Consider the following 20259-nt stretch of genomic DNA (forward strand, 5'->3'; position numbering starts at 1 on the left):
TTCACCCGCGAACATGCTTTGGAGGATGGTCCCGCGTCACCAGTATGGTCAGCGTAACCGCAGCCAGACCGGAGCGTGATCGCTGGTACGGGGCCAGCCACGCACTTCCCGATCGACGCCCGCCGCAACGACCTCATCTGCCAGCGCAGGGCTGACCAGGAAGTGGTCGATGCGAAGGCCAGCATTTCGACCGAACGCATTGCGTAGGTACTTCCAGAATGTGTAGATGCGTTCGCTCGGGTGCAGGTGCCTGACAGCATCGATCCAGCCGTCGTTGACCAACCCAGCGAAAGCCTCTCGCACCTCCGGCCGGAACAGAGCATCATCTCGCCAGCGGTCCGGCGCGTAGACGTCCAGGTCAGTTGGCATGACATTGAAGTCGCCCGCCAGAACCACGGGCAGATCCAGCTCTATCAAGTCAGCCGCATATGAGCGGAAGCGGTCGAACCACCGGAGCTTGTAGTCGAACTTCGGGCTGGGTGCAGGATTTCCGTTCGGGGCGTACAGGCACCCCACGACGATGCCGTCGATCACAGCCTCGATATAGCGGCTCTGGACATCGTCGGGATCGCCGGGAAGCCCGCGCCGAGTTTCCAGCGGCGTTTGCCCTCGCGCGAGGATGGCCACGCCATTCCATGCCTTCTGTCCGTGCCAAATGGCACCGTATCCAGCCTTCTCCAGCGCCGCGTGTGGAAACCGTTCCTGAGGAGCCTTCAGCTCCTGAAGGCACACGACATCGGGTTTTGTCGCGGCGAGCCACCTCAGAAGGAGATCGAGCCGCCCATTTACGCCGTTAACGTTGAAGGTCGCGATGCGCATATAGATCCAGACGTGTTCCCCGTTCGGTGAACGTCTGGAGACCCGCGCTGGTTCGCGAGGATCAAGTGACCGGATCGCGGTCGGGAACGGCAGGAGGGATGCGCGGTTTGAGTTCGCAGGAGGACAAGATGAACACAGCCAACCTGCAATTGGAGGGCCTTTTGGTGGCCACCTCGTCCATTCTGGAACTGCTGCGTCGCAAAGGCTTGCTGAACGAACAGGAAATTCTTGATGCCCTCCATGCGGCAGAAGCCAACTTGGAGGATCGGCTGGCGGACAGTCCGGAACTCCGTTCCGCTCATATGGACGCGGTGAAGTTTCCGATCCGCTTTCTGCTGGCCGCCACCAACGCTGCACCTGAGCAATTGTCGTTCTCGCAGATCACCGCACTGGTCGGTGAAGCGAAGCGATGACCGCGCCGAAGCCCCCGCAGTAAGGAAGATGACTTGAGTATCGGATTGATAGGGCTGCTTGACGATGTCGCTGCCCTCGCGAAGGTCGCTGCGGCTTCACTGGATGATGTGGCGGCACAGGCTGGCCGGGCTGGCGCGAAGGCTGCGGGTGTCGTGATCGACGATGCGGCCGTCACCCCGCGTTATGTGATGGGGTTTTCGCCGGACCGCGAATTGCCGATCGTCGGCAAGATCGCCCTCGGGTCGGTCAGGAACAAGCTTGTCTTCCTGCTGCCCGCAGCGCTGGCGCTGAGCACTTTTGCCCCGTGGGCGATCACGCCGCTGTTGATGCTGGGCGGGGCCTATCTGTCCTATGAGGGCGTCGAGAAGATCCACAGTGCCCTCTTACCGGAAGGACGCCATGCCCAGGAAACGGACCCTGCGCCTGTCGACGCGAACGTCCTAGAAGACCAGAAGGTCGCCAGCGCGATCAAGACCGACCTGATCCTGTCGGGCGAGATCATGGCCATCACACTGGCTTCCGTTCCTACCGGCAGCCTATGGGCGCAGGCCTTCATTCTCGCCGTGGTCGGAGTGGGCATCACGGGTCTCGTCTATGGCGGAGTGGCGTTGATCGTCAAAGCTGACGATGTGGGGCTCGCCATGGCGAAAAATGCCCTGGGCGGCATCTCCGGCAGCCTGATACGGAGGATAGGGCGAGCGATGGTCATCGGCATGCCGATGCTACTCAAGATCCTATCGATCGTGGGCACGGCCGCAATGATCTGGGTGGGAGGCGGCATTATCGTGCATGGCCTGGAGACGTTCGGCCTTCGGGAGCCGGCGCACACGATCCATGCCATTTCCGTTTCCGCCGCCGATCGGCTTCCAGGCATCGGGAGCGCAGTAGAGTGGATCATCGGAGCCGTGGGATCCGGCCTTGCGGGTCTTGCTCTCGGTGCGGTGATCATGGCCCTGGTGGGGATGGTCGTCGTTCCGACCCTCAAGATTTTACGGAGGCAATGAGAGAAGGTATTGCGGGAACCTGGAGCTGGGGCATGGGCTTGTGCCCATGCCAAACTGCTTCACGGGCGGGTTTTCGGGAGCGTGTGACGCAATGCTTGGTCTCTCGGCGCGTCCCGTCGCACGGTTGCGGGAGCTGTATTACGGTGACAGCGCGCGCTCGGCACGCTTCCGCTTCTGGCACGTCCTGCTCGCTGTCGCGATCATGTTTTTCATTGCGGCTCTGGTGATCCGGGGCTCCGCAACTTTCCTTGTGATCGATGTCGTCGTCGCCGTCGTTCTCGCGTTCGATATGATTGCCCGCATCACGAGCTTGGGAAGCCTCACAGCGGTGGTCAGAAGTCCGCTTGTCTGGCTGGATGGGCTCATCCTCCTGACACTCATATTTCCATACTATCTGGGCAATTTCGGCTTCCTGCGCGCCTTGAAAATTTGGACGCTGGTGCACTCCGACATCTTCTGGCAGACCATCGGCGGCGGAGAATGGGACGACACGTACATCGAGGACGTATCGAAGGCTGCGGCGACCCTGCTCACGTTCGTCTTCCTCGTGACAGGCCTCGTCTATGTGGTCTTCCTGGGGAGTTCAGGCGTGCACGGCTACGTGGATGCCCTGTACTTCACTGTGACGAGCCTGACGACCACTGGATACGGTGACGTGACATTGCCCGGTACGGCCGGAAGGTTGATCTCAATCGCGATTATGCTCGCAGGGATTACCCTCTCCCTCGGTTGGGCCAGGCAGTGGTGAGGCCACGAAAAGTTCGCTTCCCCTGTCCAAAGTGCGGGCTCTCGCTTCATGATCAGGATGCGGTGCATTGCAAGGCGTGTGGGTCCATCCTTTGCATCCCGGATGAAGGCAGCGAGTGATCATCACTCCTGGCGGGCGTAGGCAGCTCTCGTGCTGGTCATTAGGTGAAGCGCGCGCGTGTACGCGCGAAGCATCATGCCAACGGTTGCCTTCAGACACGGCGCCCCACCCATCCGGAAGGCTCCGAATGGGGGCTCAGACCAATGTTTTCCTCCAATCAGAGCTGATGTAGCAGGACTACCTGACACGTCAGAGCCGCCCCAGCCATGCCCGCTTAGAAGCTAGAACGGAACTATTGATCGGAGCCGTCGTTTGTCTCTCGCGCCGCGAGGAAGCTGTCCGAAAAGCGCAACCGCAAGCGCGTAGAGATCAAGGCTGGCCAAGGGAAAGAATGAACGATAGCTCGCTTCTCCATCTGCCTGAGCCAGGTCGAAACTGCTTCCGCATCGATACAGCCGACCAGCTTTCGGTGATCGTGGATGCAGATGACTACTTTCGCATCGCAAGGGCGGCCATGGTCAAAGCCAAGCGGCGCATCACGTTGGTGGGCTGGGACTTCGATGCACGCATCAGGGTGGGCGGCGGACGGGAAGACGGTGGGCCGGACAAGCTCGGAGCCTTCATATACTGGCTGGTCGAACGCAATCCTGAGCTGGAAATTTTTCTGCTGCGTTGGGGAATGGGGGCTTTCTCCACTCTGATGCGGGGAACGACTGCATTCACCTTGCTGAAATGGATGGCTCATCCCCGCATCCACACAAAACTGGATCATGCCCATCCGACTGGTTCGTCGCATCACCAGAAGATCGTGGTGATCGATGACTGCCTCGCGTTCTGCGGGGGCATCGATATGACGGGTGATCGATGGGATACGTCCGAGCACCGTTTCCAGGACGAGCGGCGACGCCGCCCGTTCACCCGCCGCCGTTACATGCCGTGGCACGACGCGACGACCGCTATCACAGGTCCGATTACGAAAGCCATTGCGGAGATATGCCGGGATCGTTGGCGAGTGGCTGGCGGGAAGCCTGATTTGGTGCCGCTAGAAGGACTTGAAGCCTGGTGGCCAGACTGCTTGTGGACGCACTTCAAGAATGTGCCGTGTGCTGTTTCCCGTTCTGCCCCCGAGATGGACGAGCGCTCTTCAGTGCGGGAGATTGAGACTCTCTATCTTGACCAGATTGCCCGGGCCAAACGCTTTATTTATGCCGAGAGCCAGTACTTCGCCTCCCGGCGTATCGCGGAGGCAATTGCTCGACGGCTGAATGAGTCCGATGGGCCGGAGATTGTAATCGTCAATCCTGTGTCCGCTCAGGGCTGGCTAGAGCCCATCGCCATGGACACCGCGCGGGCTAGGCTTTTCGAGGCGTTGCTTCAACGTGATCGAGGGAGGCGCTTCCGGATTTATCACCCGTTCAACGACGGCGGCGAGGCAATCTATGTCCATGCCAAAGTCCTCGTCGTCGACGATCGCATATTGCGGGTTGGTTCCTCCAATATGAACAACAGGTCCATGCGGCTCGACACGGAATGCGATGTCAGCGTGGACGTGGATCTTATCGGGGACGAACAAGCGTCGTGCGCAATCAGATCGATACGCGACTTCCTCCTGGCGGAGCATTTAGGGGTATCGAGCGAAGTCATATCGGCTGAGATCAGCCGACGTGGGTCACTAATCGCAGCAATTGAAGCGCTGCGGGGCGAGGGTCGTTCACTTCGCGCGTACAAGCCTCCAAATCTCTCCGATACGGAAAAGTGGCTTGCCGATAACGAGGTGCTGGACCCTGAGGGGCCGGAGGAGATGTTCGAGCCGTTTGCCAAACGCGGCCTTTTCCGAAAGCTCAAACGGGCGATCGGCAGAAGCAACTGATGCTGCGGAGCTGATTTTAGGCCTGGCAACACAGGCTTCCGTTCCCGTCGTGTCGCGCTGGGCTTGACCGTCGATAACTCGCGGTAGCCGAAGCTGGCTCGATCTCATCCCCGGTAAACACAGCCCTTGTGTGTGCTCGTCAGATTCTTCTTGTTCTCTTTTTGTTCTCATGGGATCCATAAGGCCGATCAGCCCCGGAGAACGCCATGCCGAGCGACAGTTTTCGCGCGGACGAGACCGCTTTGTCCTCTTTCGCGACCGCCCCTCAGCTCCAGGAACGGCAGCCCTCAAGCTCGTCCACGGCCTTGGGCGGGATCAAACAGCGGGAAGCCATGTGGTTGGAGTGGGAGCAGCATTTCCTGACAGAGATCGCCCTACGCGCTGACGCGTCCGATGGGTTCCAACATTGAAGGCGCAGGCGCCTTCGCAACGGCTGGCGGCAAAGGTCGTGACGCCGTCGTTGAAGCCCTGCGGGAACGGATTGAGAGCATCGAGGGTGTGCGCCGCCGGATCAGGAAGGTCTTGCCCTTCGGCGTTCCGGCGATGGATGCAAAGCTGCCTGGCGGTGGCTTGGCAATGGGCGCGCTTCATGAGGTGGCCGGCGGCGGCAATGGAGCCGTCGACGGTGCTGCTGCCGCTTTATTCGTGGCAGGGATCGCCGCACGTACGCGTGGTCAGGTCCTGTGGTGCATTACCCGAGCGGACCTGTTCGCTCCTGCACTGGCGCAGGCGGGCCTGGCACCGGACCGGGTGATTTACGTTGAGGCGGGTGACGATAGCGCCATCCTGACCTGCCTCGAGGAAGGGCTTCGGCATGGCGGCCTCGGAGCCGTGGTGGGCGAGGTGGCCCGATTGTCGATGACCGCTTCCCGTCGCCTACAATTACGCGCCGAGGAAACCGGCACCATCGGCATCGCTCTCCGCCGCTGGCGGCGACCTGCGGATGCCGCCGACTTTGGGCAGCCCACGGCCGCCATGACCCGCTGGCGGGTTTCCGTTTTGCCATCCGTTCCACTGCCAGTCCCTGGCGTGGGACGGCACCGATGGCTTGTAGAGCTGCTCCGCTGCCGAGCGGGCGAGAGTGCAGATTTCGAACTGGACGCGTGTGATGCCGAGGGCCGTCTCCATCTGTCTTCCGACCTGGCCCACCGACAGGTGGCGCCGGAAGGCAGGATCATCAGCGCCATCGGCTGACACTCCACTCGTGCTGATAGGACGGCATGGTCAGAAGCAAGTAGTGACGGCGGCAGATGCCGCTGCACACGCGAACGGTCTGCGAGTTGGGATGCCTGCGACCACCGCCCGGGTTTTGGTGCCTGGACTGATCGTGGAGGAGCACGATGAGGTCGCGGATGCGGCAGCCCTCGACCGGATCGCGCTCTGGATGATGCAGCGCTACGCACCGATCGTTGCCGCCGATCCACCTGATGGGATCGTGCTGGACACATCAGGTGCCGACCACTTGCATGGCGGTGAAAATGTAATGCTGACCTCCATGGTCCAACGGCTTGCGGCCTCTGGGGCTTCTGCAAAGGCGGCAGTGGCAGATACCTGGGGAGCTGCGCACGCGATCGCCCGGTTCAGCGGGCGAAGCACATCCAACATCCTACGAGGTGATGCGAGGGCGGCCATGGACGCCCTGCCCATCGTCTCGCTCCGCTTGCCGATCGACCTCGTTTCCGGCTTGCACGTGCTCGGCTTCTCGAGGGTCGCTGACCTCCTTGAGGTGCCGCGGGCTCCACTGACCCTGCGCTTCGGTCCAGAACTCGGCCGACGGCTGGACCAAGCGCTTGGGCTGCTGGCCGAACCCATCGACCCTATCAGGCCCGATGAGATCGTCCGCGTGCGGCGTGCATTCGCCGAGCCCATAGGTGCGCCGGAGACCATCTCCCGGTATCTCGGCAAGCTCGTCATCGCCTTATGCGAAGGCCTCACCGAGCATGGCCTGGGAGCGAAGCGCCTCGACCTGCTTTGTCACCGTGTCGACAACACCTTGCAGGCGATCCGCGTCGGCACGGCTTTGCCCGTCCGCGATCCCAAGAGGCTGACCCGGCTCCTCACCGACAAGGTCGAAACCATCGAGCCGGGCTTCGGCATCGAGTGCCTGGAACTGGCAGCGACGCTGGCAGAGCCTCTGGGTGAACGACAGGCCGTCACCAGCCTCATCGATGAGGCTACCCCGGACATCTCAGACCTGGTCGACGTGTTGGCGAACACCGTCGGGGAGCAGAGGCTTTTCCGCCAGGCTCCCGTTGCGAGTGATGTCCCGGAGCGGTCGGTAATGCGCATCGCTCCTATGGCGCCGGACACGGGCGCGTCCTGGCCGGACTGCTGGCCACGTCCTTCTAGACTTCTGGCTCGACCAGAGCTGATCGAAACCATGGCGCTGCTGCCCGACCATCCGCCCGCCTGGTTCTCATGGCGCGGCGTCCGTCATCGTGTGCGGCGTGGTGACGGCCCCGAACGAGTCTTCGGGGAATGGTGGTTGGGCGACCGTGAGATGCACGCAGTCCGCGACTACTTCCGGGTCGAGAACGATGCCGGGGAGAGGTTCTGGCTCTTCCGGGCCGGAGATGGCCAGGCCCCGGAGACCGGGTCCCACCGCTGGTACCTGCACGGGCTCTTCGGATGAGCGGGCCGCGCTATGCCGAGCTTCAGGTCACATCGCACTTCAGCTTTCTGCGTGGAGCGTCTTCCTGCGAGGAGCTGTTCGCGGCGGCGGCGCTTCTCGGCATCGCGGCGCTTGCGGTGGTCGATCGGAATTCGGTCGCAGGAATTGTCAGGGCCCATGAGGCGGCGAAGACGACAGGCGTTCGTCTCATTGTCGGCTGCCGTCTCGATTTGAACGATGGGATGTCGGTGCTGGTCTATCCCACCGATCGCCCGGCCTATGCCCGGCTATGCCGCCTGCTGTCGCTGGGCAAGCGGCGGGCAGGCAAAGCCAAGTGCCTTCTCGAATGGTCGGATGTGGTCGCCTATTGCGAAGGGATGATCGGCATCCTCGTTCCCGATGATGCGGATGAGGCATGCGGTGTTCGACTTCGAAGGCTTCGAGATGCCTTCGGTGATCGGGCCTATGTCGCGCTCACATTGCGGCGGCGACCGAATGACCAACTTCGGCTTCATGACCTGAGCCAGCTCGCGCATCGCATGCGAGTGCCGGCGGTCGTCACCAACGATGTCCTGTTCCATACGCCAGATCGTCGCCAACTCCAGGACGTGGTCACCTGCATCCGACATGGCGTCACCATCGATAGCCTAGGTTTTCGCCGTGAACGCCACGCCGACCGCTTCCTGAAAGCACCAGCGGAAATGCATCGCCTGTTCGGGCGATATCCCGAGGCGCTGGCGCGCACCATCGAGATCGCCGACCGCTGCCGTTTCAATCTCGATGAGCTCGCCTACCAATACCCGGAGGAGCGGGACGACCCTTCACTGACGCCCCAGCAGACCCTCGAGAGGCTGACCTGGGAAGGAGCTGAAGGTCGCTACCCGGAAGGCGTCCCAGATAGCGTCCAAGGCGCACTGAGGCATGAGCTGGGCCTCATCGCGAAACTGAAGTACGCCCCGTACTTCCTGACCGTTCACTCCATCGTTCGGTTCGCCCGCTCCAGGGATATTCTGTGCCAGGGCCGCGGATCGGCAGCCAACAGTGCCGTCTGCTTCGTGCTCGGGATCACGTCCATCGATCCCGGCCGAAACGATCTCCTGTTCGAACGTTTCGTGAGCGAAGAGCGTCACGAGCCACCGGACATCGACGTCGACTTCGAGAATGAGCGGCGCGAGATCGTCATGCAGTGGATCTTCGAGACCTACGGACGGGACCGGGCGGCGTTGTGCTCGACCGTGATCCGCTATCGCACGAAGGGCGCCTTGCGGGATGTCGGCAAGGCATTGGGCCTGAGCGAGGACCTCATCAAGACGCTCTCCGGGCAGGTGTGGGGATGGTCCGAGGACGGGGTTGAGGACAAGCACGTTGAAAGCCTGAACCTCAACCTGTCCGATCGCCGTCTGCGGTTGGCACTCGACCTTGCACGCCAGCTTATGGGCGCACCCCGGCATCTATCCCAGCATCCCGGTGGCTTCGTTTTGACCCATGACCGGCTGGACGAATTGGTTCCTATCGAACCTGCCGCCATGGAGGATCGGCAGGTCATCGAATGGGACAAGGACGACATCGACGCGCTGAAGTTCATGAAGGTCGACGTGCTCGCGCTCGGGATGCTCTCCTGCATGAAGCGCGGCTTCGACTTGCTGGCGGAGCACAAGGGCATCGAACTCGACCTCGCGTCGATCCCCGCGGAAGATCCCCGGACCTACGCGATGATCCGCAAGGCGGACACGCTCGGCACTTTCCAGATCGAAAGCCGGGCGCAGATGAGCATGCTGCCGCGCCTGAAGCCTAGAACCTTCTACGATCTCGTCGTGCAGGTGGCCATCGTCCGCCCCGGGCCGATCCAGGGCGACATGGTGCATCCCTATCTCCGTCGCCGCGAGGGGAAGGAGCGCGTCAGCTACCCGACGCCGGAGCTGGAGCAGGTACTCGGTAAAACGCTCGGAGTGCCGCTCTTCCAGGAGCAGGCGATGAAGGTCTCGATCGTCTGCGCGGGTTTCACTGCGGGCGAGGCGGACCTGCTGCGGAAGAGCATGGCGACCTTCAAGTTCACCGGCGGTGTCTCGGCCTTCCGGGACAAGCTCGTCAACGGCATGGTCGCGAATGGGTATGATCCTGTCTTTGCCGAACAGACTTTCAAGCAGCTTGAAGGGTTCGGGAGCTACGGCTTCCCGGAGAGCCATGCGGCGAGCTTCGCGCTCATCGCCTATGCCAGCTCATGGCTGAAGTGCTGGCATCCGGATGTGTTCTGCGCCGCTCTCCTCAACGCGCAGCCGATGGGCTTCTACGCGCCCGCCCAGATCGTACGTGATGCACGGGAGCACGGGGTTGATGTCAGGCCGATCTGCGTGAACGCATCGAGGTGGGACTGCACCCTCGAGCCAACGGATGACGATCGTCGCTTCGCGGTCCGATTGGGCCTGCGCATGGTGAAGGGCCTGGCGAATGCTCATGCTGCTGCCCTCGTCGCCGCGCGCGCCGACCAGCCATATGACGACGTGGAGGAGCTGTGGCATCGGGCGGGCATCCCGTCGGCCGCCCTCGTGCAGATGGCAGAGGCCGATGCTTTCCGTCCGGCATTGGGCCTGGCGCGGCGCGAGGCTCTATGGGCCATCAAGGGACTTCGCGATGAGCCCTTGCCGTTGTTTGCGGCCGCCTCCGCGCGGGAAGCCCGCATCCTGCCTGAACTGGACGAACCAACCGTCCCGCTCCGGCCCATGACGGCGGGCAGCGAAGTCGTCGAGGACTATGGTCACACCGGGCTGACGCTGCGCGCCCATCCCGTTTCCTTTCTGCGCGAGGAGCTACGGTCACGGCGGATCGTTTCCTGCCGGGAAGCCATGGACGCCCGTGATGGCCGTCGCCTTGAGGCCGCAGGCATCGTGTTGGTGCGGCAGCGGCCGGGATCCGCGAAGGGCGTCATGTTCATCACCTTGGAGGACGAGAGTGGCATCGCGAACCTGGTCGTCTGGCCGAAAACGTTCGAGGCGCACCGACGGGTGGTCCTTGGAGCTGGGATGATGGCGGTGCTCGGACGCATCCAGCGCGAGGGCGACGTGGTCCATCTCGTGGCTCACGGCCTGAAGGACTTGTCTCCAGAGCTGGCGCGAGTCGGGGAGCGTGATGGCGCCTTCCCGGTTCCGCACGGCCGAGGCGATCAGGTCCGCAATGGCGGTTCGGGGTCTGACCCGCGGGATGGGCCACCTAAAGGCATGCGGACACGAGACATCTATATCCCTGACCTGCACATCGACGTGCTGAAGGTGAAGCCACGGGACTTCCGGTGACGGCCCCATTGCGGTCATTGGCAGGTGTCGCGTCGCTTGCCGAAAGCTGACATATCCACGAGCAGCCAGTTCCATCGCAGTCAGGGCAGCATACGGTTGAGGACGTCCTGAAACATCGACTCCCACTCATCTTCCGAGACGACGAGGAAGTTGAAACTGCGCAGCAGGAATAAACCTTCGCAAGCCAGAAAGGCCAATCGTAGAGACTTGCCCTCCTCGGTCGCGCTGTCGATCCTGTCGAGCCGCTGGCGATACCATTGGCGATTGGCTTCCAGTTGCTCGGGGGCCTGCATCAAACTGGCCATCATTGCGGAGGCACGGCGGGCTTCGCCATCTGCCCCCAGGTTTTGCGTGGCAATCACATGGGCCTTGATACTTCCCGCGACGCTGTTATCGGCGGTTATCTCTGCAACTTCTGCGTCAAACTCTCCCCACCAACGCGAAACCATAGCCGCAATCAAACCTGCCTTGTTTTCAAAGCAGTATTGAACGCCGCCTTTGGTTATTCCTGCTGCCCTGGCGACCGCATCGATCGTCAGTGCCGCCGGCCCCTCATTTTGAATAATGAGTTCTGCGGCATTCAGCACGGCATCTCGATCAATGGTCCGTTTGCGACTCATGGCCCTTTTCATTCCATACGTATGTATTTATATGGGCAAGCTCTCGCCGCCCACAAGGCGTTTGCCCAACTCTATATGGAAAAGGTCCGATGGCCCAAAAACGCTGGCTCGTGCTTGCGGTTGTGTCCAGTGCGCTGTTTCTGATCGTTATGGATATGACGATCCTGTTCACTTCGCTGCCGACGCTGACCCACGAGCTCTCCGCAAGCAACTCGCAGAAGCTCTGGATGGTCAATGCCTATGGCCTCGTCGTTGCCGGCCTTTTGCCTGGCGCTGGCACGCTGGGAGATCGACTGGGTCATCGAAAGATGTTTCTGATCGGGCTGACGGTCTTCGGCGCCGCATCATTGGCCGCGGCCTATTCGAGCTCTCCGGAAGTCCTGATAGGCGCACGGGCCATTCTGGCGGTGGGCGCAGCTGCCATGATGCCGGCCACCCTTTCGATCATCAAAATCACCTACACTGATGACCGCGAGCGGGCCTTGGCCATCGGCGTATGGGCGTCGGTCGCGTCTGGCGGCTCCGCAATCGGACCGTTGGTGGGAGGCCTTCTGCTGGAGCATTTCTGGTGGGGCTCGGTCTTTCTGATCAACGTTCCCGTCGTCGCCCTTGCATTGGTGATGACCCTCCTCGTTGTTAACGAAACCGAGGAGCGTTCCAACAGACCTTGGGACTTCATCGGTTCAATCCAAATAATGGTCGCATTGGTCGCGTTCGCCTACGCGATCAAAGAGATCGCAAAGCGCGATGCGTCCATGACGATGGCCGTCTGCGCATTTGCAGTCGCAATCGCCGCTTCATCCCTTTTCGTCCGACGTCAAAAGACGGTCGCCTTTCCCCTTATCGATCTCACCCTTTTCAGGAACAATAGCTTCGCATCGGGTGTCGTTACGGCGACGGTGATCTGCTTCGTGCTCGTCGGCGTGGAACTGCTGATGGCTCAGCGTCTGCAATTGGTCGCGGGCTATACGCCGCTCCAGTCCGGTCTCTTTATGCTTCCAATCGCAGCGGCTTCCTTCTTGGCCGGACCGCTGGCAGGCCTTCTGCTTTCTCGCATCGGAACGCGAGCGACGTTGGCAAGCAGCCTGGCCATTGCCGGCGCCGGTGTTGGGTTGATGGCCGCGACCTATTCGGCCAGCTCATCGCCCTTTATCTTCGGCTTGGTCATTTTCGGATTTGGTGTCGGCGGTTCGATATCAGCAGCATCTACCACGATCATGGACAGTGCCCCCCCGGAACGTGCGGGCATGGCTGCATCTATCGAGGAAGTCTCCTACGAGCTCGGCGGAGCGATGGGCGTCGCTATCCTTGGGAGTATTGCAGGGGCTGCCTATACCGCATTGTTCGCGCCACCCGAGGGCGTTGCCCTGCCGGGCACGGCTTGGGACAGCATCGAGGAAGCGCAAATGGCGGCCCAGACGTTGCCCATAGATCTCGCGGCGGGCGTGATCGCCGCCTCTCGCACCGCGTTCGATGGCGCGTTCTGGTGGATGGTTATTGTAAGCTCTGCTCTGTTGATCGGCTCGGCTATGACGGTGTGGCTCGTTATGAGAAACGCCCGCCAGTAGAGGGCACCCGGTCGATCTTCTGGACAACAGCGCTTGTCGGCTTTCTCCTCGTCAACATTGATGCAGACAGTCTGCCCCCAGCCGATCATCCCTGCGGGAAATCCCCATCACCAATGCAACGGCCCGATCGGGGCCGGGAGCGGACTGGCTACCGCGAATTCCTCATTGCAGACGTTGTTGCCCTATCGTACGCGCCAGGGATGCAGGCCAAATACGCTCGGCGAGGGCTTCGGCCCGCCGAGGCTCAAGATGGCGGGCCTCCACGACAGACACCGCCTGCGCGGTCTCAGCGGGTGGATTGAGGAAGACGCCGAGGCCGACAATCGGCATCCGGGCTCCAGTATTCAGGGTGACAGCGGGAACCATCTTGCTCCGGTCTCAAGGGTTGGGTGACGAGAGGGGCGGCTATAGGTTGCGCCGCCGCTGGACGAGAAGGTCTCGGGCGATCCCTCGACTGTCTCCAAATCGGCCTTGCGCAAGATTTCCATCACCGGGCTGCTTACCTGGGCTACCGCGCCAGCCGGACCGGCAGGAGCGCCTTGGCACCTGCCGGTATGGAGCGCCTCACACCAAATGCTCCTGGAAGAAGCTCGACAGGCGATCGAAGGGGATGACGTCGAGCTTGTCGTAGAGATCCACGTGACTGGCGCCTGGGATGATCACCAGTTCCTTCGGCTCCGCAGCAGCGGCATAGGCGGTCTCGCTGAAATAGCGCGAGTGAGCCTTCTCGCCGTGAATGAACAGAACCGGACGCGGTGAAATCTCCTTGATGTAGGAGAGGATCGGCATGTTCATGAATGACAGCGGCGTGGTCTGCGTCCAGGAGTTGCCGGAGTTGACCGCGCGCGCATGATAGCCGCGGGGCGTGCTGTAATAGTCGTGATAGTCGACCATGAACTGGGGCTCGCCGCCGCGCAGCTTGTTATAGGGCGGCTGATAGGCCGGGGTGCCCTTGGCGGCATCGTCCCAACGCTGCCGGCTGAGCTGTTCCAGCGTCTTGGCGCGTTGTTCAGGAGTGACGCTGTCGTTATAGCCCCGCGACATCACCCGGGTCATGTCGTACATCGTGCTGGCGACGACCGCCTTGACGCGTTTGTCCACGGCGACAGCATTCAGAGCCATCCCTCCCCAGCCGCAGATCCCGATGACGCCGATGCGCTCGCGATCAACGGACGGGTGCAGGCCGAGATAGTCGACTGCTGCGCTGAAGTCTTCGGTGTTGATGTCCGGCGAGGCGACGTTGCGGGGCTGGCCGCCGCTTTCGCCCGTGAAGGAGGGGTCGAACGCCAATGTCACGAAGCCGCGTTCGGCCATCTCCTGCGCATGGAGGCCGGACGACTGTTCCTTGACGGCACCGAATGGGCCGCTGACCACGATGGCCGGCTGGCGGCCGCTCGTGGCGTTGCGCGGCTGATACAGGTCCGCTGAAAGCGTGATGCCGTAGCGGTTGCTGAACTCGACCTTCTGGTGGTCGACATTGGTGCTCTTCGGAAAAGTCTTGTCCCACGACGGGTTCGATCACCAGCGACGTGCTGGTCAATCTCAACGGCACGCTCGCCTTCAACCGGTCCGACACCTACTTCTTCCCCGGCACCATCAGCGGCGACGGGCAGGTGATCTTCACCGGCTCCGGCACGGTGCGGTTCTCCAGCCCCGACGCCTATACGGGGCCGATCAGCGTCAACGACGCCACGATGCACCTCGAGGAGGGCTCGGTCAGCACCTCCCCGGTCACTGTGAACGATGGCGGCGTCATCTCCGGCAACGGCACAATCGGGGGCCTGGTGGTCAATAATGGCGGCGTGGCCGCGCCCGGGAACTCGCCGGGCACCATCAGCGTGAGCGGTCCTGTCACCTTCAACAGTGGCTCCGTCTATCGGGTGGACGTGACCCCAGCCGGTGAGCACGACCTCATCATCGCCACCGGGGCCGTGACGCTCAGCAGCGGCGCCAATGTGCAGGTTGTGGCGGTTCCCGGCGTCTATGCGGTGAACAGCCAGTATGCGATCGTCACCACCACGCTCGCCAATGGCCGTACCGGCACGTTCGGCGGCGTCACGTCCGACTTCGCCTTCCTGACCCCGACGCTGACCTACGACAGCCAGAACGTCTATCTGACCCTGGTCTATGACGACGGCAGCAGCACGGGCGGTGGTGGCGGCAGCGGGGGCGGGACCAGCAGCCCGCGCTTCGCGGCCTATGCCACCTCGGCCAATACCCTGGCCTCGGCCAATGCGGCGCAGGCGCTGGGCCTCGGAAATCCGCTGTTCGATGCCATCGTCACCCTGCCGGTCTCCGGGGTGCCGGTCGCGTTCAACGCGATCTCGGGCGAGATCTATCCCTCGACCGCGAGCGTGATCCAGCAGCAGTCGTCCTATCTGCGTGATGCCGTCACCACCCGCCTGCGCCAGTCGGTGACGGCGCCGGGCGCCGAATCCCTGGCCCCGGCCGGGCGAGGCGCCACCGCGCAGCTTTCCGCCAGCCTCACGCCGACTCTCTGGGCCCAGGGCTACGGCGGATGGGGCAACACCTTCGGCGACGGCAATGCCGCCTCCATCTCCAACTCCATCGGCGGCTTCCTGATCGGTGCCGACGTGGCGGTGCTGCCGAACGCCCGGATGGGTGTGTTCGGCGGCTACAGCCAGTCGCAGTTCGACGTGGACGCCCGGTCCTCCTCCGGCTCCATGGACAATTACGACGTCGGCCTCTATGGCGCCGCGCAGTTCGGTGCCTTGGCGGTTCGCGGCGGTCTCTCCTACACGTGGCACGACGTCTCGGTGGATCGCACGGTGGCCTTCCCCGGCGTCTACCAGACGCTGAGCGCGGGCTACGATACCGGCACCACGCAGGTGTTCGGCGAGCTCGGCTACGATGTGACCGTGGGCGCTTATGCCTTCGAGCCGTTCGTGGGCGCGGCCTACGTGGCCACGAACGGGGCAAGCTTCAGCGAGACCAGCCGCTTGCCCGGCAGCTTCACCGGGTTGAACGTCGACATGGCCTCGTTCGACACCTTCTACACCACGCTGGGCCTGCGGGCGGCCACTTCCGTCCAGGTGATGGGATACACCCTCAGCCCGAGCGTGACCGTGGGTTGGCAGCATGCGTTCGGCGATGTGGCGCCGACGGCGGCCATGCGCTTCCAGGGTGGTGTGACGCCGTTCCAGATCTCCGGCGCTCCCATCGCTCAGGACGGGCTGCTGCTGGGTGCGGGCTTGTCCTACGCCCTCTCGGACATGGCCTCGCTGGCGGTGAACTACACCGGCCAGATCGCCTCGTCCGCCTCTCAGAACGCCTTCTCCGCGCAGTTTTCGCTGAAGTTCTGAGCGGTCCTCCGACAAGAAAGCCCCGCCGGCTCACGCCGCGCGGGGCTTTGTTTGGCTCTGGGTTAGGCTCCGGCGATAGCGTTTAGCGCCCGTAGTGGGTCAACTCCTCGCCGCTATGCATCGCGTTCCTTCACGTTTTTTGCACCTGCCGATGCGTTCCGGGAAGCGCTTCATGGCATCTGCCCGAAGCTCAAATGCGAGAACTGTGGGACTCTGAGGGAGAGCCGCGATCTTATCCGGACCCGCTGCTGGTCCCCCGGGTGCGCTTCTCGAACTCGCCGGCCGCCCAATCGAGAAAGACGCGGACCCGGGGCGATAGCTGGCAGCTTCGCGGGTAGAGCAACGAGACCTGGCCGATGGCGGGGGGAGTCTCATTGAGCAATTGACCAACGGGCCGTTGGCGAGATCATGCTCAATATGGAAGCGCGGCACCTGTGCAAGTCCCAGCCCGAGATCTGCGGCGCTCACGACTTCTCCGGGCCGTTCTGTGGAAAGTCCGTGGACAGGCTGAGGTCCTCCCAGCGCAGCATGTCCTCATGGCGCGCCTGCTCTGCCGTGAGAATGGCATGGAAGGCATCGCTGCCCAGCGCCAGCCGCAGCGGCGGCTCCGGCATCTCTGCCAGTGTCAGGATGGCGGCGGCTGCGCGGGCCGGATCGCCCGGCTGCCTGCCGTCGTAGGCCTGCTGCATCCGCGCCGCAGCGCCCACCACGGAATCATATTCGGGGCGTCCCGCATCGAGGATTGTGGAAGCCCCGGCAAAGTCGGTCCGAAAGCCTCCGGGTTCCAGAATGGTGACTGCGACGCCGATCAGCGCCATCTCCCGCGCCAGCACCTCGGAGAAGCCCTCCACCCCCCACTTGGCAGCGGAATAGGGCGCGCGCCCAGGCGCGCCGACGCGGCCCCCCACCGATGAGACCTGGATGATATGGCCGGACCTTCGGCTGCGAAGAAAGGGAATGGCAGCCTTGGTGACGATGATGGTCCCGAACAGATTGGTCTCGATCTGCCGCCGGAACTCCGCCAACGTCGTATCCTCCACGGATCCGATGTTGCCGTAGCCCGCATTGTTGACGACCACGTCGATCCTCCCGAAGGTGGTCACGGTCGCTGCGAGCGCCGCCTGCGCGGCATCCGCGTCGGTGATGTCCAGCGGGAACGGCAGGATGGCTGGCCCATAGGTCGCGACGAGATCTCGCAGGCCATCGGGATTGCGGGCGGTCGCGGCTACGCGGTGGCCCGCGCGCAGGGCGGCCTCCACGAGGGCACGGCCGAGGCCGCGCGTACTGCCGGTGATGAACCAGACTTTCGACATGGCGGGATGTCTCCTTGGATGGGACCGCCGGGGGAGAGCGAGAACGTTGGCCACGGCCCTGCCGGGCAGCAGGGCCGTGGTCCGGTTTCAGGGCGCGAAGCGGGTGAAGACGTAATCCTGCGCCTTCGCTCTCGCCTCATGGCAGGTCCAGCAGGTTTCGTGCTGGGCCGCATCCACCGGCTTGCCGTCGATGAAGCGACCGAAGCCCCAGCCGCCGGTGGCGGCATATTTCTTCTGGTCCTTCACCATCACCTGCACGGTGGTGGCCGCGCCGGGCACGGTGGCCGGCGCGAACTCGGTGGACGGCGTCTGCTTCCACGCCAGCTTCACCAGAACAGTGCCATCGGGGAAAGGCTGCGTGCCGGCCCGATAGGCATCGACGGCGATCTGGTTGCCGAGCACGGCGCGCAACTCGTTGAGCGGCGCGGCCTCGATCGCGGGAGCCACCAGCTCCCACTTGCGGTATCCCTCCGGGATGGTGACGCCATAGATGGGCGAGGCATCCGCCGCCGGCGCCTCCTGTGCGCCGGCGAAGGTGATGGCGGCGGCGGACGCCAGAACGGCCGCCGCGCAGCCGAGCGCGAAGAACTGCCTGTTCATGGCTGCGCCTCTCAGAGCTTGGTCACGTCGATGATCGCCTGCGCAAAAGGCTGCGGCGCCTCCTGCGGCAGGTTGTGACCAATGCCGCCTGTGACCAGGCGGAACTGATACTTGCCCGTGAACTTCTTCGCATAGGCCGACGGGTCCGGATGGGGCGCGCCGTTCGCATCGCCCTCCATGGTGATGGTGGGCACGGCGATGTCGGGAAAGGCGGCGAGCTTGGCCTCGATGTCGTTGTACTTCGCCTCGCCGGGCGCGAGGCCGAGGCGCCAGCGGTAGTTGTCGATGCTGATGGCCACGTGGTCCGGGTTCTGGAAGGCGGTGGCCGAGCGGTCGAAGGTGGCGTCGTCGAACGCCCATCTGGGCGAAGCCTGTTCCCAGATCAGCCGTGCGAAATCACGCGTATACTGGCGATAGCCGGCCTCGCCGCGGGCGGTGGCGAAATAATACTGATACCACCATTGCAGCTCGGCCTTGGGCGGCAGGGGCTTGCGGTTCTGTTCCTGGCTGCCGATCAGATATCCGCTCACCGAGACCATGCCCCTGAAGCGCTGCGGCCAGAGGGCGGCCATGATGTTGACCGTGCGCGCACCCCAGTCGAAGCCGCCGAGAATGGCGGTCTCCACCTTCAGGGCATCGAGGAAGTCCATGGCGTCCACGGCGATCGCGGCCTGCTGGCCGTTGCGCGCCGTCTCCTCGGAGAGGAAGCGTGTGGTGCCGTAGCCCCGCAGATAGGGCACAAGCACGCGATAGCCTGACGCGGCGAGCTGCGGTGCCACGTCCACATAGCTGTAGATGTCGTAGGGCCAGCCGTGCAGCAACAATACGGCGGGCCCATCGGCGGGGCCGGCCTCGGCATAGCCCACGTTCAGGGAACCCGCCCGCACGGTCTTGAGCGGCGCAAAGGCGGTGTGTGTGCCCCGGCCTTGGGTGGACGGCGCAACGGATGCCGACGTGGCGGCCTGTGCGGTGGCGGTGGTGAGGGACAGGGGGCCGGCGGCGAGGCCGAGGGCGGCCATGCCGAGGAGGGTGCGGCGCTGCGGATTGACGTCGTCAGACATAGGTCTCTTCCCGACTGCTGATGATGTGCGAGATTGGCCGGCCTCTGTATCCGCATGATTTGGAAACGGGCTCGTGTTGAAAGCCCATGTATCGGTCGGCACGGGGGATACAGTGCGATACGGCCGAGCTCGCATCTTGCCGGGGTGCACGGCGGCCACCCACACCCGATGCCGGTGCGCTTTGGTGTCCGATGCGGTGCGCGCCACATCGGCTTACACGCCGCCCGTTTGCGAAAACACGCCGGACACATGGAGCTGAGAATGGGCTCTGGCCGAGGCTTTCATCGGCACGAGCCAAAGGAGCGCTCCATGACCAGAATGGAAAAGGTTCTATACACCGCCCGGACGCTGACGCAGGGTGGGCGCGACGGGGTTTCGCGCAGCTCCGACGGACGGCTGGACATCATACTCTCGCCTCCGGGCAGCGCGGGCACGGGCACCAATCCCGAACAGCTCTTCGCCGCCGGCTGGTCCGCCTGCTTCATCGGCGCTCTCGGGAAGGTCGCCGCGCGGCGGCAGGTCAAGCTGCCGCCGGACGTTGCGGTGGAGGCGGAGGTGGATCTCGGCACCACGGACGGGGCCTTCCTGCTGCAGGCGCGCCTCACCGTGCGGTTGCCGGGCATTGATCCGGAGCTGGGGCGCGCCCTGCTCGAGGATGCCCACCAGACGTGCCCCTATTCCAAGGCGACGCGGGGCAATATTGACGTGACGCTCACTCTCGCCTGACACGACGAAGGCCGGGCGCGTGCGCGCACCCGGCCTTCTTTCCGTCGTGTCCTCTGGCCTCGGCCATCAGGGCCATGCATGGGTGAGCGTATGTACGATCGGCGGGGTCTCGCCCGGCCGGGCATCCCACGCGCAGGGCAAGGCGGAGAGGGCGATGATTGCAAGGACAATGACCGCTGAGCGCATGCAGCTTCTTCCACGGTTCGTGGGTGAGCGGGCCTGCCGCACCTCC

The 20259-nt window shown here is 63.4% G+C and carries 15 protein-coding genes and 1 pseudogene; 10 read left to right on the top strand and 6 right to left on the bottom strand.

Going from position 1 to position 20259, the window contains the following annotated elements:
• Positions 1–48: 48 nt before the first annotated feature.
• Entirely contained in the window at positions 49–819 is a 771-nt protein-coding gene (xth, locus tag IEW24_RS14570) for an exodeoxyribonuclease III (protein WP_188579850.1), read from the bottom strand.
• 128 nt (positions 820–947) lie between these two features.
• Between xth and IEW24_RS14575 the strand changes: the two genes are divergently transcribed.
• The 7 genes from IEW24_RS14575 (at position 948) to IEW24_RS14605 (ending at position 10816) form a co-directional block, all read left to right on the top strand.
• Entirely contained in the window at positions 948–1232 is a 285-nt protein-coding gene (locus IEW24_RS14575) for a hypothetical protein (protein WP_188579852.1), read from the top strand.
• 33 nt (positions 1233–1265) lie between these two features.
• Positions 1266–2237 (top strand): DUF808 domain-containing protein, encoded by a 972-nt coding sequence (locus tag IEW24_RS14580; protein ID WP_188579854.1) that lies wholly within the window; start codon positions 1266–1268, stop codon positions 2235–2237.
• Between the two features lie 91 nt (positions 2238–2328).
• Positions 2329–2985: an ion channel gene (locus tag IEW24_RS14585; protein ID WP_210324222.1), complete on the top strand. Its 657-nt coding sequence runs from the start codon at positions 2329–2331 to the stop codon at positions 2983–2985.
• A gap of 451 nt (positions 2986–3436) precedes the next feature.
• Complete coding sequence (locus IEW24_RS14590) at positions 3437–4915, top strand: phospholipase D-like domain-containing protein (protein WP_188579856.1); 1479 nt, start codon at positions 3437–3439, stop codon at positions 4913–4915.
• Positions 4916–5308: 393 nt separating this feature from the next.
• Complete coding sequence (locus IEW24_RS14595) at positions 5309–6109, top strand: ImuA family protein (RefSeq protein WP_188579857.1); 801 nt, start codon at positions 5309–5311, stop codon at positions 6107–6109.
• Positions 6024–7547, top strand: a complete 1524-nt coding sequence (locus tag IEW24_RS14600) for a Y-family DNA polymerase (RefSeq protein WP_188579860.1) — start codon at positions 6024–6026, stop codon at positions 7545–7547. The genes IEW24_RS14595 and IEW24_RS14600 overlap by 86 nt, the downstream gene beginning before the upstream one ends.
• The gene (locus IEW24_RS14605; protein ID WP_188579862.1) at positions 7544–10816 is read left to right on the top strand and encodes an error-prone DNA polymerase; all 3273 of its coding nucleotides are present in this window, start codon (positions 7544–7546) and stop codon (positions 10814–10816) included. The genes IEW24_RS14600 and IEW24_RS14605 overlap by 4 nt, the downstream gene beginning before the upstream one ends.
• Before the next feature lie 80 nt (positions 10817–10896).
• On the opposite strand, the gene IEW24_RS14610 is transcribed toward IEW24_RS14605, so the two are convergent.
• Complete coding sequence (locus tag IEW24_RS14610) at positions 10897–11436, bottom strand: TetR/AcrR family transcriptional regulator (RefSeq protein ID WP_188579864.1); 540 nt, start codon at positions 11434–11436, stop codon at positions 10897–10899.
• Positions 11437–11525: 89 nt separating this feature from the next.
• Between IEW24_RS14610 and IEW24_RS14615 the strand changes: the two genes are divergently transcribed.
• Complete coding sequence (locus IEW24_RS14615) at positions 11526–13004, top strand: MFS transporter (RefSeq protein ID WP_188579866.1); 1479 nt, start codon at positions 11526–11528, stop codon at positions 13002–13004.
• Between the two features lie 564 nt (positions 13005–13568).
• Here IEW24_RS14615 and IEW24_RS14620 read toward each other — a convergent pair.
• A pseudogene (locus IEW24_RS14620) lies at positions 13569–14513 on the bottom strand (alpha/beta hydrolase); the annotation flags it as partial.
• A gap of 20 nt (positions 14514–14533) precedes the next feature.
• Here IEW24_RS14620 and IEW24_RS14625 point away from each other — a divergent pair.
• Positions 14534–16327 (top strand): autotransporter family protein, encoded by a 1794-nt coding sequence (locus IEW24_RS14625; protein WP_244644421.1) that lies wholly within the window; start codon positions 14534–14536, stop codon positions 16325–16327.
• A gap of 464 nt (positions 16328–16791) precedes the next feature.
• Here IEW24_RS14625 and IEW24_RS14635 read toward each other — a convergent pair whose 3' ends face one another.
• The 3 genes from IEW24_RS14635 to IEW24_RS14645 form a co-directional block, all read right to left on the bottom strand.
• Positions 16792–17640, bottom strand: a complete 849-nt coding sequence (locus tag IEW24_RS14635) for an oxidoreductase (protein WP_188579869.1) — start codon at positions 17638–17640, stop codon at positions 16792–16794.
• An 87-nt stretch (positions 17641–17727) separates the two neighbouring features.
• Positions 17728–18240: a cytochrome P460 family protein gene (locus IEW24_RS14640; protein ID WP_188579871.1), complete on the bottom strand. Its 513-nt coding sequence runs from the start codon at positions 18238–18240 to the stop codon at positions 17728–17730.
• Between the two features lie 11 nt (positions 18241–18251).
• On the bottom strand, positions 18252–19301 hold the full coding sequence (locus tag IEW24_RS14645) for an alpha/beta fold hydrolase (protein WP_188579873.1): 1050 nt from the start codon (positions 19299–19301) through the stop codon (positions 18252–18254).
• A gap of 309 nt (positions 19302–19610) precedes the next feature.
• On the opposite strand from IEW24_RS14645, the gene IEW24_RS14650 reads away from it, so the two are divergent.
• On the top strand, positions 19611–20027 hold the full coding sequence (locus tag IEW24_RS14650; protein WP_188579875.1) for an organic hydroperoxide resistance protein: 417 nt from the start codon (positions 19611–19613) through the stop codon (positions 20025–20027).
• Positions 20028–20259 lie beyond the last annotated feature (232 nt).

The sequence above is a fragment of the Azorhizobium oxalatiphilum genome (assembly GCF_014635325.1).
GTDB classification, from domain to species: Bacteria; Pseudomonadota; Alphaproteobacteria; order Rhizobiales; family Xanthobacteraceae; genus Azorhizobium; species Azorhizobium oxalatiphilum.